Origin of the sequence: Streptococcus sp. HF-2466, assembly GCF_015594645.1 — a bacterium.
In the GTDB taxonomy this organism is placed as follows: Bacteria; Bacillota; Bacilli; order Lactobacillales; family Streptococcaceae; genus Streptococcus; species Streptococcus anginosus.
On sequence record NZ_JADNQU010000001.1, the window covers coordinates 435,514 to 450,953 of the forward strand.

Consider the following 15,440-nt stretch of genomic DNA (forward strand, 5'->3'; position numbering starts at 1 on the left):
TAGGCAATTTTTACTATCTTTCCTTGAAAAAAGTAGGTCTCACATCCAGCCTTTTACTTTCTAATACTGAACTACACATCAACCGTACAAGAAAATAAGAAATTGAACTCTCTTTAAATAGTCTTGAACCCTTCCCAGTTTCAATTTAATAAAACTCATCTGGTAAAATCGTTTCTCCTAGTGTACTGCTGTCCTTGTAATCCACTGGCACATCAATGATAACCGGTCCACTTTCCTCTAAAGCTTTTTGAAGCAGCTGTGTCAATTCTGCTGGAGAGGTTGCTCGGAAGCCTTTCGCACCAAAACTCTCTGCATATTTAACAAAATCAACAGGTCCAAAGTCCACTCCAGATGAACGACCATATTTCATTTCTTCTTGAAATTCCACCATATTATAATGACCATCGTTCCAAATGAGATGAACTATTGGCAATTGCAGTCGAACCGCTGTCTCTAGCTCCTGAGCCGAAAAGAGGAAACCACCATCGCCAGACACAGAAATGATCTTTGTGTTGGGACGAACCAAGGCTGCCGAAATCGCCCAAGGCAATGCCACTCCTAACGTTTGCATCCCATTTGAAAAAAGCAAATGCCTTGGTTCATAGCTCTTGAAATAACGTGCCATCCAAATATAATGCGTACCCACATCTACTGTAACTGTCATATCATCTGTCGTATTTTCCTGCAAGACTTCGACAATATCCAGCGGGTGTAGGCGACCTTTTTCAGTTTGGCTGCGATCAAATTTCACATCACCGTCCATTTTATCTCGCAGCACTTGCAGATATTCCCGCGAGCCTTCTGGTAATTGATAGCCGTTAATCGCTGGCAGCAATAAATCCAAAGTATTTGCAATATCTCCAATCAGCTCCCGCTCCGGTTGGAAGTAAGTATCAATCTCTGCTGGCTCTACGTCAATCACAATGACGCGGGCAGAAATTTCAGCATTCCAGTTGCGTGCTTCATACTCAATCGGATCATAGCCGATAGCGATGACTAGGTCAGATTTTTTCAGAAGCATGTCACCCGGCTGATTGCGAAACAGTCCGACACGTCCAAAGAACGTAGCTTCTTCCAATTCACGAGACACAATCCCAGCCCCTTGGAATGTTTCCACAACAGGCAACTGTACTTGCTCCAATAACTGACGAATAGAAGCCGTCACTTTGGCACTTGAAGCGCCATTTCCCAAGAGAAGAACCGGTAACACAGCATTTTTAATCGCTTGCGCTAGATAGTTAATGTCTGCCACAGAACTAGAACCCAGCTGCGGATCCGTCAGCGGTTTAATTGCTTTCACATGAACCTGACTATCCACCACATCCTGTGGAATGGAGATAAAACTTGCCCCCGGCATTCCTGATTTGGCATGACGATACGCATTGGCGATAATTTCTGAAAGAGTATTGCCGTCTTGCACTTCGACTGAATACTTAGTAATCGGCTTAAACAGCGCAGCATTATCCATGGACTGATGTGCACGTTTGAGAAGATCAGAGCGTTTGACCTGACCAGCCAAAGCCAGCACTGGGTCGCCCTCTGCGGTCGCCGTAACCAAGCCCGTTGCTAAGTTTGAAGCACCTGGTCCACTCGTTGCAATCACGACACCCGGCTCTCCTGTAATCCGCCCAATTCCTTGCGCCATAAAAGCAGCATTTTGTTCATGACGAGCAACGATAAGTTGTGGGCCTTTGTCCTCTAAGGTATCAAATACACGGTCAATCTTTGCACCGGGAATTCCAAATACATAATCCACCTTGTGATTGATTAAACTATCCACAATCAAATCCGCACCAAATTTTTCAGTCATTTTCTTCGTCCTTCCTGAATATCACGCTCATCATTATATCATAATTCCCATGCGTCTTATAGGATTGTGCTTGTTACTCTTTTTACAAACTATCGTACAATTCCTGCATCTCCACATCATCTGGAACCAAGTGAAGATAATGCTCTGCTTGGTGTTTTGCTTCTTCAAAATCCCCCATTTCACGAAGTAGATAAATATATTGCTCTAAAAATTCTGGATTTTCCTTTAAATCTGAGAGCAACAGTCGATATCGCTCCAAAGCTGCTGTTGTCTGTTCCAAAGCCTGATAGGCACGCGCAATATTCCACTTAGTCAGTACATTGTCTATATCTTGCTCCTCAAATTTCAAAACTTCATCAAAACGCTCTTGCTCTAAGTAAAGATTAGACAAACGCAATGCAATTTCTTCCAAGTCTTCCGCATTATCTTTTGCTTTCAAAAGGTAATCTTCTGCCTTTTGCTCATCATGAAGTTCATAAGAAAGCTGCGAAGCTAGCAACAAAAGACGCGTATCAAATGGATTTTTCGACAAACCCTGCTGCGTAAGGCGTAATGCTTCTTCTGTCTGATGTTCTGCATGAAGCGACAAAGCATAACCATACTCATAACCTTCAAATTCCGGTGAAATCGTATCAATTTGCTTAAAGTATAGATTAGCTTTTTGATATTCTTTCTGGTCATATAAAATAGTCGCTAATTCAAAGGCTACAGCATCATCGTATTCAATCTCTAAAGCTTTTTCCAAAAATTCAATCGCTACTTCAAATTTCCCCAAACTTGCATAGGAAACGCCAATCCGCTGATAAGTAGAAACACCCGTCTGCTCATAAATCAGGCGATTGTCTAAGCTAGCATACTCTTTAATAGCTTGATTGAAATGTCCCAATTCAAAATCTATTTCAGCCAAGCCAAAAGTCACTAACGGCTCGTCAGACAATTGCTTTGCCTCGGCTAATTTTTCCCTTGCAACATCTGGCAAGCCTTCCATTTGATAGAGATCAGCTTTGACTAAGAGTGCTGTCACATACCAGTCATTATCAGAAGTAATTTCTTCCAGATAAGCAAACGATTCTTCCACTTGTCCATCTTCACTAGCAATCTGTGCCAAACTAATATAAGCTTCTGGATAATGAGGAGCTAATTTTTCATAAATTCGCTTCGCTTGAGGGAAAAAGCCGATACTTTCTAAGTAGTCGGCTAATTCAAGTAATTCTTCCTCTGTATCATTTGTTAGAGCTCTTTCAAAATATTTATTGGCATGCGCCAAATCCTGCTTTTGCAAAGAAGCGACCATTTTCTCACTGTTGTTCAATTTCTTCTCCTGTTTCATCTACCAATTCTTCTTCATACAAGCCGCTGACTTTCTTATACCATTTAAAAATAGCAGCAATCACAACTTTTGCAGACGCATAAACGGGAATTCCCAGTAAAACGCCCCAGATACCAAACATAGATCCCGCTGTCAAAAGGACAAAAAGAACATTGATTGGATGAATGTTCAATTGGCTACCGAGAATTAATGGCGACACAAACCGCCCTTCAATCGTTTGCTCTACAATAAAGACCACAATGACTTTCAAGAGCATAATTGGTCCAGCAATTAAACCCAGAACAAGAGCCGGCAGCATAGCTAGAAAACTTCCCAAATAAGGAATCAAATTTAAAATCCCTGCCGTCACCCCAAGTGTCACTGCATAGCGAAGCCCGATTACTTTAAAGAAAATGATGAACATTATCGCTACGATAATAGCTACAGTTACTTGCCCACGAACGTAATTGGCAAGCTGCGTATTGACATCTGTCAAAATTTGTCCGACTGGTTCACGAAACTTAGTTGGCATGAATTTTGTCAAATAAGATTTTAAGTTTTTTCCATCTCGCAAAAGATAAAAAAGGATAAAAGGCATGATGATAATGGCTACAATCACTTGCGAAGCCGTACTAATCAATGTGCTTACCCAATTCACTGCTTTCGATGAAAAATTACTTGCCCAAGTCGTCACTTGAACTGAAAAATTATTCACAATCTCTTCTAATTGAGGCTTGACATCATCAGAAATTCGATTTTCCAAAAAATCCTGAATTATTTTATTCGACTTTTGCAAATTAGCTGGTGAATTCTTTGCAAAGCTAACTATCTGATGCTGCAAACTTGGAATTGCCACAGCCAATCCCCAAATCAAGAGCAAAGCAATTAAGATAAAGACAATCGTAATCGCGACCAAACGATTGATCTTATGTTTCTCCATAAAATCTACAATTGGATTTAAGAGATAATACAAAAGCCCTGCTAAAATCACCGGCAGCATGATAACTCCGATAAATTCTAGAACAGGAATAAAAATAAAACTAATCTTGCTTAATACAAAAATATTCAACCCCAACAATAAGGTCACCAAAAAAACAGTGATTGCCTTATTGTCTAAAAACCACCGAAAAAACCATGATAGGCTGAAATCCTTCTTTTTGTGTTCCATACAGACATCCTTTTATTTATTTATCTCATTGTAGCATTTTTCACTAAAAAATTCTTGAAGAAAGGGTAGTCCTTTATGAATTTCCTTCTTGCGCCCGAGTCAAACACAAAAAGCGGTCATCCATTCAATTCATGAACGGATTCCCACTTTTAGCTTTCTTTATCTGAGAAAAAAATTGTAAATCGCATTCGTTTGTCATCAACAGCTTCAAAGCGATAGCGCAAATGATGATTTTCCAAAATCTGTTGCACGATAAAGAGTCCCAGACCTGTTCCACCATCTTTGCGGTTACGACTGTAATCCGGACGATAAAATGGCTGAAATATTTGCTGGATTTGCTGTTCATCCAACACATGTTCCGCATCATTTTCAATGATTAACTGATTGTCTTTAATCATTAAAAGAATCTCTCCGCCGGCTACTGTATAATGGAAAGCATTATCTAGTAAATTTTTAATAGCTTTCAGCAAATAAGTCTTGTTGCCATGCACTTGAAGCTCTTCTAACTGTACAGTAAATTGATAGCCTTTCACATCAGCTAGCATCTTATAGCTGCTCAAGTTTTCCTCCAAGAGCTGATTAAGTGAAAATTCTTCCTCTTCCGCTTCTATCCGCATTTCAATTTTAGAAATTGCCAAGATAGACTGTACAAGTTTTGATTGCTCTTCCAAAATTTCACGACATTTATGTAGGTATTTATCTTTATCTTTGAAGTCACCAACACCGTAAATCATACCATCCACAATTCCCATCATGCTGGTAATCGGCGTTTTCAGCTCATGAGAAGTCATCCGTAGAAATTCTGCTTTCTCACGTTCACTTTCAGCAACTTTCTCATTTTCCAATCGCAGCGCTTCAATACTTGTCAAAAGATTGTTATACAGACTGTTAATATCTTGAGCGAGAGTGGAAATTTCATCTCGCCCTTTGACAGGACAAGCCACATCTGGAGAAAGAGTTGCCATCTTACGCGTACTTTCTGAAATTTCTTTAATGCGTTTGGTTGCAAATCGACTATAAAGAAAAGCCACTATACCCCCTAACGTTAACGAAAAGAATAAGATATAAGGATAAAGACTTAACAACACGTAAGTAGCATCCGATATTGGTTGGAGCGAATATTCCCCACGTAAGGTCAATGTGGTCCCTTCTGCCGTTCTTATCTTCTTGCTCATACTTTTAGTTTGATTATTCAAACTCATGTCAGAAGGTAAAATTGTTAATTGGAATTCTCCCTTTTCATTAGCTAAATCAATATGTGGATAAATAAGTTTTCCTTTCGCATCTAATATACTAAACCAGACGCGTGTATTCTTTCGATTGTAGTCACTTAAAAGCTTTCCTATATCATCTGACGGTTTTCCTTGAACTTGCTGAGCAATCTGAAAGAACTCACTTTTAGCTTCTCGATGCTTGACTTGCTCATAATAAACAGGCATCACAAAATAGAGTGTTGTTAAAACCGTTGTCACGACAATAAAAATTATTGTTCCTGTCAAAAGAAAATGCTTTTTAGCAATTCTCACTCTTCTTCTCCTCCAAGTTGATAGCCCATACCAGTAATCGTTTTAAGAGGAATTCCTGGAATTTTTTTGCGAATATTCTTCACATGATTGTCCAATACACGACTATCCAGTTCGCTATAACCCCAAATTGTATTCATCAATTGATCCCGAGTCACCAAATGATTTTTTCTTTTAGCTAAAGCTTGGATAATTTCATATTCTTTTTTAGTAGGAGACATTTTCTCTTCTTGCCAATAAACTGTACAATCGTCAATTGAAACACGTAAGTCTCCAACGACAATCTCTGATTCTGTCACAGTACTCCGGAAAATATTTTCAATGCGTTTCATCAAAATAAGTGGCGAAAATGGTTTGGTAACATAATCACTGATAAGGTGATTAAAGCTGACCAGCTGAGTATATTCATCATCTAGTGCAGTTAACATCATAACTGGTACCTGCGACGTCTTCCGGATTTCCTTCAACACATCCAGACCGCTCATAGAGGGCAACATAACGTCCAAAATGATGAGGTCAAACGATTTTTCCTCAAATTCACGTAGGGCTTCTGCCCCGTCAAAAACTGGTGTCACCTCATAATGATTTTCTTTCAAAAATTCACAAATCACTTGATTAATCGTAGTGTCATCTTCTACTACTAAAATCTTATGCATTTCTTACTCCTTAAAATATAGATATAAAATTAAATGACTGCTAATCAATGTAAAGATTACTTTTATTATACAACAAAATAGTGAACTTACAAAGATTGAACCGTGATGCAGGATAAAAACTTTCTTCCCAAAAAACTAAACATTTTTCAGAAGTCAAACAGACAACCATGATTGTTAGCGCCACCACCCGCAAATCTATTTTTATTGTATCAAAGTCATCTGTTCCCATCCTATCTCGAATCTATTTTTTATCTATTTTTTCATCATAAAACTGACAGCGCCTTTCATTTGTGAAAACCATTTCATCTATTTTTGTGTTATAATAAAAGTATCAAATATTTCGAGGTGAATGATGACACAAACAGTTTATTTTGGAACTTATACACGTCGTAGCTCAGAAGGAATTTACAAAGCTGATTTTGATACTAGCACAGGAGAACTGGCAAATTTAACACTTATTGCAAAAGAGCCAAATCCTACTTATTTAGCTTTTGACAAGCAACAGAGCCTATATTCTGTCGGAACTGAGCACGGTGAGGGAGGCATTGCAGCCTTTAATAAAGCGGGACAGTTACTCAATCACGTTGTGGCCGAAGGTGCTCCTCTATGCTATGTGAGTGTAGATGAAGCAAGAAGCCTTGTCTACGGGGCAAACTACCATAAAGGACAAGTATTAGTTTATAGACGACAAGAAAATGGTAGCCTTAAATTAGTTGATTCTGATGTTCATATCGGCTACGGTCCTCATGAAAACCAAGCTGCTGCTCATGTGCATTTTGCAGATTTAACACCCGATAAGTATCTGGTTACGTGTGATTTAGGAACTGATGAAGTTGTGACATATGAAATTAGTGATTATGGACGCCTAAATCGATTAGAAACTTATCATGCGACACCTGGCGCTGGCCCACGTCATATTGTGTTCCACCCTCACTACAAAATTGCTTATCTTATTTGTGAATTAAACTCTACTATTGAAGTTTTAATTTACGATGGTGACGGTCAGTTTGAACGCCTGCAAACCATCTCAACTTTACCAGAAGACTTTTCAGAATTTAATGGAACAGCTGCTATTCGCTTATCTGCTGACGGTCGCTTCCTTTACGGGTCCAATCGCGGGCATAATTCAATCGCTATTTACAAAGTAGCAGGAGACGGAACACTTGAACTTGTAGAATTCGTACCAACTAATGGAAAAAATCCACGTGATTTTAATATTACACCAGATCAACAGTATATTATCGCAGCTCATCAAGACTCAGACAATGCGACTGTCTTCAAACGTGACCCAGAAACAGGAAAATTAACAGAATTATCACACGATTTCTTTGTTCCAGAAGGTGTTTGTGTTGCTTTTACTCATTAATCTCTTCTTAAGAGACTAATCCCAATCGCCTATGGTTGGGATTTTTTGTTGTCTTATATGTCATCTTCCCAGATTCTATTCGTTTGCAAGTAATTGTATTAGGGAGCACGACCGTCTGCTTTAGTCTCCAATTTTATACCGAACATCACGATACTGACGAAAAGAACCTAATAAAAAGAGGCAAGGGAATGAAACCTTGTCTCTGTATTGTTTTAATTTAAAATCGGATATTTTCTCGTGTTTTTTCATATGATGTAACAAAACGATTAGTTACACCGGGTTCTACTACATCCAATGCTTGCGAGATCTCCTCAAACGATGCTTGATAATCAAAGTCATTTTCAAAAATCTCTAGTGCACGGTTGAAAGCAGTTTGAACTCCCTCATCAAATGAACGATAGCGATTTGAATATTGTAACAATTGCTCTGTCAAAGTAGCATTTTCAACAATCCGATAAGTCTCATTTTCCAGTTCATTCATATCATTTGTCAAAATCTCTAGCATACGGTTTACTGATTCGATATTGACACGATATTGTTCCAATTCTGCTATTAAAGCTTCTGTGTTATCACTTGCAGTAAAGAAAGTGGTCAAGAAGCTCCGTGGAATACCCGGCAAATTACGTTTTTCCATATAACGCTTAATTGTATGCAATTTGTTAATATAAATATTAACTTTTTGTCGAGCATTGGCATCATCTTTTTCAATTTTAGCCAATTTTTCACTCAACACTAACTGCTCATCTTCAATTTCTTTCACTCGTTTTTGAATAGTTTCAAGATTTTCTTGAAGAACAGAATAAGCTTGTTTTCTTTCTGAAGAATCTTCAATCGCTTCTAAAACAACATCATCTAAACTAGAAAGTTCACTTTGAAGTCGGCGAACATGATTTGTATCGCTTTCTGTCAAGAGATACAATTTTGAAAGGCGGGCAATCTCTGTCAAAAGATTTTGATTGTTTTCTTTTGTATGACCTAAATAACCTGGTAAACTATTGACTAATTTGACAACTACTTTATGTGACTTGATTTCACGGTTAAACATGTCATATAAAGCATCCATTTCTTCTTGGATTTGCGTATTTTCATATTGTGCATTGTCTAATTCCAAACTAGCAATGTTTTCACTGTTACGTTTCAAACTAGTATGCAGCTGTTGGAAGCGAGATTCAATATCAGTTTCAATAAAGTGATAACCGGATTCCAGTAATTTGCGATGACCAGACTCCAAATCTTCCAACTGTTCTGGTAACTTTTGATCTAATTCTGATACAAGCTCTGGGATTTTTTCCACAATATGCGTTAAAGCAAGGATATGATCTTCTGTTTTATCTAAAATTTCTGCTGCTTCAACAGGGTCTCCCGATGAATTCAAGGTTACAAATTGAGAGAATTCAGATTGAATTTTCTCTAATTGTTTTTCAATCTCAGGAAGTGCTGAGCCATAACTTTCTGTATCATTTGCCACAGACACTTGCAACTTTTCAAATAAATTCAAAGCATGCAAGACACGACCACTATTTTTAGATTCTTGCTTTTCTAATTCAGCAAGTGCATTGCGAATAGCAGTAATATCTTCTTCAATCAAGTCAATTTGACTCTCGATTTTATCAATACCATGCTTTGCTTTTAGAAACCGAAACGAATTATTGTAACCTTCCGTTTCAAAGAGGTTGTTTTCGATGTCTGCAAAAGAATTTAAAGAAAGGTCAACCCATTTTTGATTCCATTCACGAAAAGCAACTTGACTTTGTCCAATCAAATGCATGTTTTTAACCGCTTCTACTTCATCATTTACAGGAAGATTATAAAGTTCTTCTTTGCGATCTTCTAACTTAGCAAGCAAGGCATCATTTCTTTTTCTTAATAAGACAGCAGTTATGTAAGCAACAATCAAGAGAACTGCTATCACTATGATTAGTATGATTAGTCCGTTAGACATGTAAAACTCCTTCAAAATATTACTTGAAAATAATCATGATTATTATATCATAATTTTCTTGGTAAATGTGAATTTTTTCAGATTTTTTTAAACGTCCAATGTACTATATACGGCGTTCTCTTCGATAAATTCACGACGAGGTTCTACACGGTCCCCCATTAGCATATCAAAAATCTTGTCCGCTTCTGCTGCATCATCTACTGAGACACGCGCCATTAAGCGATGTTCTGGGTTCATCGTTGTTTCCCAAAGTTGGTGGTCGTCCATTTCTCCCAAGCCTTTGTAACGTTGAATACTTGGTTTAGAACGCCCTTCAGAATAACGCTCCAATGCCAACTGTAGCTCTTCTTCTTGATTGGCTCCGGGCTGGATGTATTCTTTCACTTCACTGCCGACTTTCACACCATAAATAGGCGGTTGAGCAATATAGACATACCCCGCTTCTAAAACAGGCTTCATATAACGATAAATCAATGTCAAAAGAAGGGTTCGGATATGCGCACCATCAACATCGGCATCGGTCATAATGACTAATTTTTGATAGCGAGCCTTGCTCACATCAAAATCCGCTCCAAAGCCTGTTCCCATTGCGGTAAAGAGACTACGAATTTCTTCATTGGCTAAAATTTTATCCATGCTGGCTTTTTCAACATTTAAAATCTTACCACGAATTGGCAAAATAGCCTGAAACTCCCGATTTCGACCAGACTTGGCTGAACCACCTGCCGAATCTCCTTCCACGATGAACAATTCTGTTTCGTGTGGATCATTAGAAGAGCAGTCTGCCAATTTACCAGGTAGATTTGAAATTTCAAGACCTGATTTCTTGCGGGTCACTTCGCGTGCACGTTTAGCTGCAATCCGAGCCTTGGACGCCAAAATTCCCTTTTCAACGATTTTCTTAGCAACCGCAGGATTTTCCAAAAGGAAATCCGAAAAGGCTTCGCTAAAGAGACGATTGGTAATTTTAACAACTTCACTATTTCCAAGCTTCGTCTTTGTTTGTCCTTCAAACTGTGGGTTAGGATGTTTTACAGAGATAACAGCTGTTAATCCTTCACGGACATCTTCACCAGTCAGGTTGTCTTCATTTTCTTTCAAAAGTTTATTTTTCTTGGCATAGTCATTGATGACACGTGTGAGCGCTGTACGAAAACCTTGTTCATGCGTCCCGCCTTCATGAGTATGGATGTTGTTAGCAAAACTCATGACAGTTTCGTGATAGCCTGTTGTATACTGCATAGCTACTTCAACAGTAATATCATCCATTTCTCCGTCTGTATAAATCGGATTTTCAAAGATAACATCTTTATTTTCATTGATATACTGGACGTAGCTGGCAATCCCACCTTCATAATGGTAATCTTTTGTTTGCTCCAAACCTTCCCGTTTATCGGTAATAGAAATTCTCAGACCACGATTCAAGAATGCTAGTTCTTGCACCCGTTTGTTTAATTTTTCAAAATCAAATTCAACCGTTTCTGTGAAGATTTCTGGGTCTGGTGTAAAATGAACAGTTGTTCCTGTGCGATCAGTCTCGCCGATAATCTCCAGATCCGCTACGACGTGCCCGCGACGGTATTCTTGAAAATGAATCTGACCGTTCTTGTAAACCCGAACATCAAGTTGAGTAGAAAGAGCATTAACCACAGAAGATCCAACACCATGCAATCCTCCAGATACCTTGTACCCGCCACCGCCGAATTTTCCTCCAGCATGAAGAATGGTAAAGACAGTTTCTACCGCAGGACGACCTGTTTTTTCTTGAATATCTACAGGGATTCCACGACCGTCATCAACAACGGTAATCGAATTGTCTTTCTCAATAAACACTTGAATATGTGTTGCAAAACCAGCTAATGCCTCATCAATTGAGTTATCTACAATTTCCCAAACAAGATGATGTAGTCCTTCTTTTGAAGTTGAGCCGATATACATCCCTGGACGCATCCGGACAGCTTCCAAACCTTCTAAAACCTGAATTTGACTGGCATCATAATCCTGTGCTTGCAGTTCTTTATTTTCTTCTGACATACGATTCCTTTTCTATATTTTTATAAATTTCTTGAGATTTTTCATATCATCAAAGAGATAAGTTGCAAAGCCAGCTGATTGACCCGCTTCTGTGTCAATTGAGCGATCTCCGATGACTAACCCATTCTCAATCTGATACTTATCTTTTAAATACAGCATTGACTCAGGATTTGGCTTTCTCTTAAAACCACGATTAGAAGTCACCACTTCTGTAAAGTAGCCTGAAATCCCTGTTTTATCAAGAATCTCTAAAACCTGATCATTCCGATGAGAAATCAGAAAATTACGCCCTCCTTGTACAACGATATTTCTGAGCAAGTCTACAGCACCTTCAAACAATACTGGATGAGCTAACTCTCTCGCTTCATTTTCTTTATAAGTTTGTAAAAAATGAGGGATGTTGGGCGCAAATTGAGCAATTGCATAAGGAGTTGAAATCTTTAGCGCCTTGTAAACATCATCATGGGCAGCTTGAATTCCAAAACTAGCTAACGTTTCTACAAATGCAGCCGTTGACGTCTCGTAATTATTGAGGAGAGTTCCCCCTAAATCCCAAATATAATCTTGATAATCCATACCTTTTATTATAACATATTTTTGTAAAAAATGGCTGTTAAAACAGATAGGAAAGCCTATTTTAGACATGAATTTTCATAAAAAAACTTACTTGGATCATTCCAAATAAGTTTTAGTATCATAGAACATCAATCACTATAGACATCATTGTAAAGCATCGCCGTTGCAAGCTGCTCACTGTCTCCACCTAACTGATGAACCAGCTCATAAGCAAAAGTTAGAGCAGTTGCGGGACCTCGGCTGGTAATCACTTTCCCATCAACAACGACAGTTTGTTTGATGTAAGTTCCAGTTTCAATATCTGACTCGATACCATCATAACAGGTAAATTGTTTGTTCTTTAAGACTCCTGCACGATTTAGTGCAATCGGTGCTGCGCAAATGGCTGCTATCCACTTGCCTTCTTCTTGCATCTTTTGTAGAGCTGACATCAAACGATCATCATCTCGCAAATTTGTCGCACCAGGCATTCCTCCCGGCAGTACCACCAATTCATAATCATCTAACTTTCCAGCCCAAACTTTATCTGCTTGAACTGCGATACCGTGAGAACCTGTTACCGCTTTTTCAAAGCCAATCATGTCACATAGGATTCCTGCACGGCGAAGAACATCCACAACCGTCAATGCTTCAATTTCTTCAAAGCCATTGACTAACATAACAGCTACTTTTGTCATACTTCTTCTCCTTTATTTTAATTGTTTTAATACTACTTTTTTACGCCTTGTAGAATAATGTGAGCGTTTTTCATCTGATAGATTATTTTGATAACTCATCGAAAGCAAGAGCCCAACCCCGATTAAATTACTGATGATAGAGGATCCCCCTTGCGAAATAAATGGAAGTGGAATCCCTGTCAAAGGCAAAATTCCCGTCACTGCTCCGATATTTTCAAAAATATGAAAGAGCAACATCATGATGAAACCAGTTGAAATATATGTATAAAATTGATTATTTGATTTCAGCGTAATTTTTAGCATACGATAGATCAAGAGCAAATACAAGGCAATCACAACTGTTGCGCCGACAAAGCCAAAATCTTCTGCAATAACCGTAAAAATCATATCGCTTTCACGCACAGGAACCAATAGATTGGATACATTAAACCCTTGTCCCCAGAGACCACCACTACCAATTGCTATTTGACCTTGTGCCTGTTGATAAGTAGTGGTTTGAGCGTAGTCAAACGGATTCAGCCAAGCCAAAATACGGTTGATCTGATAGGTTGGCATCCCAATTTGGTGCAAAAAAGCTCGCCCGTCTTTTGAAATGAAGATAAGTAAAAAGCCACCGCCTACAACCAGAATGGTCAAAACAACTGGTACAATGATTTTCCAAGACACACCTGATAAGAGGACAATTCCTGAAAAGATTGCGATAAAGACTAATGCAGTCCCTAGGTCGCTCTGCAATGCCAATAAAATCAGAACGGGTAAGGTATAAAGGGCTAACTCAAAAATCAGGAAGAAGTCCAATTTAACCGTTCGCTCTCTATCTTTATAACGCTGTAAAAAATTAACAACAACTCGTGACAACATCAGAATATAAGAAATTTTCATAAATTCAGATGGTTGAAACAAGGTCACATGTCCTATAGTCACCCAGTTTTTTGCTCCTGTTGAAGCGACTAATTCTGAACTATAAAAAATAAGTGGTAGCACCATCAATGCCAATCCGAACACATATAAGTATGGCGTGATTTGCCAAAGAAATTTTGTATTAAATAGCATGATAACCAGACTGATAACTGTCCCTAGAGCAATCCAGGCAATCTGCTGCCCTACAATTGGCCAAACATTTTTTGGATAATCATGACTAACAGCGATATAAATGGCTACAACACCAATAAAAAGCAAACAAAATACCGGTAATATTAAACTATAGTCCACTCGTGAATCAATCGAGCGTTTTTGATAAGGCATATCTCCTCCAACATACGTAATAAATGTCAGTCACTTTTAAAGCACTTTTACGAGAAAAAGTATTGAATAATTAAGCTAGATACAGCAACTGCAAACCAAGCAAATGCTCCTGTCAACAACGGCGCTGCGCCTGCTTTTCTAAATTGCCCAAAGGATACTCTTGCACCAATTCCAGCAAGAGCCATTGCCATGAGCCACTGTGACAAGAACTTCGTTGCAGGAACGAGCGAACTTGGAAAAATCCCAACACTAGTAACAATAGACGCCACGACAAACCACAAAATAAACCATGGAAAAATCTTCTTTAAATCGACTTTTTGATGACTGTTTTGTGAGCGTACATATCGGACTCCTGCAAAGATGAGACAAGCTGGTACAATCATTAAAGCACGACTGAGCTTCACAATCGTTGCTAAATCTCCTGCTGACTGACTGTAAGTGTAGCCCGCTGCTACAACAGATGACGTATCATTGATAGCTGTTCCTGCCCAAGTTCCAAAAGTTGCATTATTCATATGCATCAGATGCCCTAAAAATGGGAAAATAAAAACTGCTAAAATGTTAAAGAAAAAAATTGTTGAAATAGATAAAGCGATGTCTTCATCTTTTGCTTCTAAAATCGGCGAAGCTGCTGCAATGGCAGAACCACCACAAATAGCCGTTCCAAATCCAATTAAAGTGGTTAGAACTTTGCCCATTCCCAACAGACGTCCTACCACATAAGCTGAAATAAAAGCAATCAGTATAGTTAAAATGCTAATTTTTAAAGAGGAGATGCCTGTAGCAGAAACCCGACCAATGGACATACTAAACCCCAGTAAAATAATGGAATACTGTAGTAATTTCTTACCCGAATAGGCCAATCCAGCATGATACGTCTTCTTTATCTGAAAAAGATTATTAGCTAAAATTCCCAAAAGAATGGCAAAAACACTAGAGCCAATCAAGGGAAAGAAATTTCCCAAGACAGTTGCTACTGCTGCTAGTACAAAAGCAAAACCAACTCCTGGAAGATATTTTTGATACATATCGAACCTTCTTTCTTTGTGTTTCTATTATAACAAAATTTAAAACTAGCAGCGGAGGAAATTCGTATTTTTATCAAAAAACTCAGTTTGCATTTTAACTGAGTCT

General features: G+C 38.5%; 12 protein-coding genes. 1 reads left to right on the forward strand and 11 read right to left on the reverse strand.

The features are described from left to right. Nucleotides 1–145: 145 nt before the first annotated feature. The 5 genes from alsS to IYQ91_RS02185 all read right to left on the reverse strand — a co-directional run bounded on the left by alsS (nucleotide 146) and on the right by IYQ91_RS02185 (nucleotide 6,466). Complete coding sequence (gene alsS / locus IYQ91_RS02165) at nucleotides 146–1,810, reverse strand: acetolactate synthase AlsS (RefSeq protein WP_195672933.1); 1,665 nt, start codon at nucleotides 1,808–1,810, stop codon at nucleotides 146–148. A gap of 82 nt (nucleotides 1,811–1,892) precedes the next feature. Beyond that, nucleotides 1,893–3,122 (reverse strand): tetratricopeptide repeat protein, encoded by a 1,230-nt coding sequence (locus tag IYQ91_RS02170; RefSeq protein ID WP_037593800.1) that lies wholly within the window; start codon nucleotides 3,120–3,122, stop codon nucleotides 1,893–1,895. Continuing rightward, on the reverse strand, nucleotides 3,109–4,287 hold the full coding sequence (locus tag IYQ91_RS02175) for an AI-2E family transporter (RefSeq protein ID WP_195672934.1): 1,179 nt from the start codon (nucleotides 4,285–4,287) through the stop codon (nucleotides 3,109–3,111). Before IYQ91_RS02175 ends, IYQ91_RS02170 begins: the two co-directional genes overlap by 14 nt. A gap of 149 nt (nucleotides 4,288–4,436) precedes the next feature. Beyond that, a complete protein-coding gene (locus IYQ91_RS02180) occupies nucleotides 4,437–5,813 on the reverse strand; it encodes a sensor histidine kinase (protein ID WP_195672935.1) in 1,377 nt (458 codons plus the stop codon). Beyond that, nucleotides 5,810–6,466 (reverse strand): response regulator transcription factor, encoded by a 657-nt coding sequence (locus tag IYQ91_RS02185; RefSeq protein WP_003025323.1) that lies wholly within the window; start codon nucleotides 6,464–6,466, stop codon nucleotides 5,810–5,812. Before IYQ91_RS02185 ends, IYQ91_RS02180 begins: the two co-directional genes overlap by 4 nt. Nucleotides 6,467–6,818: 352 nt before the next feature. On the opposite strand from IYQ91_RS02185, the gene IYQ91_RS02190 reads away from it, so the two are divergent. After that, complete coding sequence (locus tag IYQ91_RS02190) at nucleotides 6,819–7,832, forward strand: lactonase family protein (RefSeq protein ID WP_195673000.1); 1,014 nt, start codon at nucleotides 6,819–6,821, stop codon at nucleotides 7,830–7,832. Nucleotides 7,833–8,049: 217 nt separating this feature from the next. On the opposite strand, the gene ezrA is transcribed toward IYQ91_RS02190, so the two are convergent. The 6 genes from ezrA to IYQ91_RS02220 form a co-directional block, all read right to left on the reverse strand. Beyond that, the gene (gene ezrA / locus IYQ91_RS02195) at nucleotides 8,050–9,774 is read right to left on the reverse strand and encodes a septation ring formation regulator EzrA (protein WP_003025326.1); all 1,725 of its coding nucleotides are present in this window, start codon (nucleotides 9,772–9,774) and stop codon (nucleotides 8,050–8,052) included. A gap of 87 nt (nucleotides 9,775–9,861) precedes the next feature. After that, on the reverse strand, nucleotides 9,862–11,808 hold the full coding sequence (gyrB, locus tag IYQ91_RS02200) for a DNA topoisomerase (ATP-hydrolyzing) subunit B (protein WP_003025329.1): 1,947 nt from the start codon (nucleotides 11,806–11,808) through the stop codon (nucleotides 9,862–9,864). A gap of 12 nt (nucleotides 11,809–11,820) precedes the next feature. After that, complete coding sequence (locus IYQ91_RS02205; protein ID WP_195672936.1) at nucleotides 11,821–12,384, reverse strand: HAD-IA family hydrolase; 564 nt, start codon at nucleotides 12,382–12,384, stop codon at nucleotides 11,821–11,823. 128 nt (nucleotides 12,385–12,512) lie between these two features. Further along, a complete protein-coding gene (locus IYQ91_RS02210) occupies nucleotides 12,513–13,061 on the reverse strand; it encodes a DJ-1 family glyoxalase III (RefSeq protein WP_195672937.1) in 549 nt (182 codons plus the stop codon). Between the two features lie 12 nt (nucleotides 13,062–13,073). Beyond that, nucleotides 13,074–14,306 carry an FtsW/RodA/SpoVE family cell cycle protein gene (locus tag IYQ91_RS02215; RefSeq protein WP_195672938.1) on the reverse strand — a complete coding sequence of 411 codons (1,233 nt, stop codon included), beginning with the start codon at nucleotides 14,304–14,306 and terminating at the stop codon, nucleotides 13,074–13,076. Between the two features lie 47 nt (nucleotides 14,307–14,353). After that, complete coding sequence (locus tag IYQ91_RS02220; RefSeq protein WP_003025339.1) at nucleotides 14,354–15,334, reverse strand: YeiH family protein; 981 nt, start codon at nucleotides 15,332–15,334, stop codon at nucleotides 14,354–14,356. Between the last annotated feature and the right edge of the window lie 106 nt (nucleotides 15,335–15,440).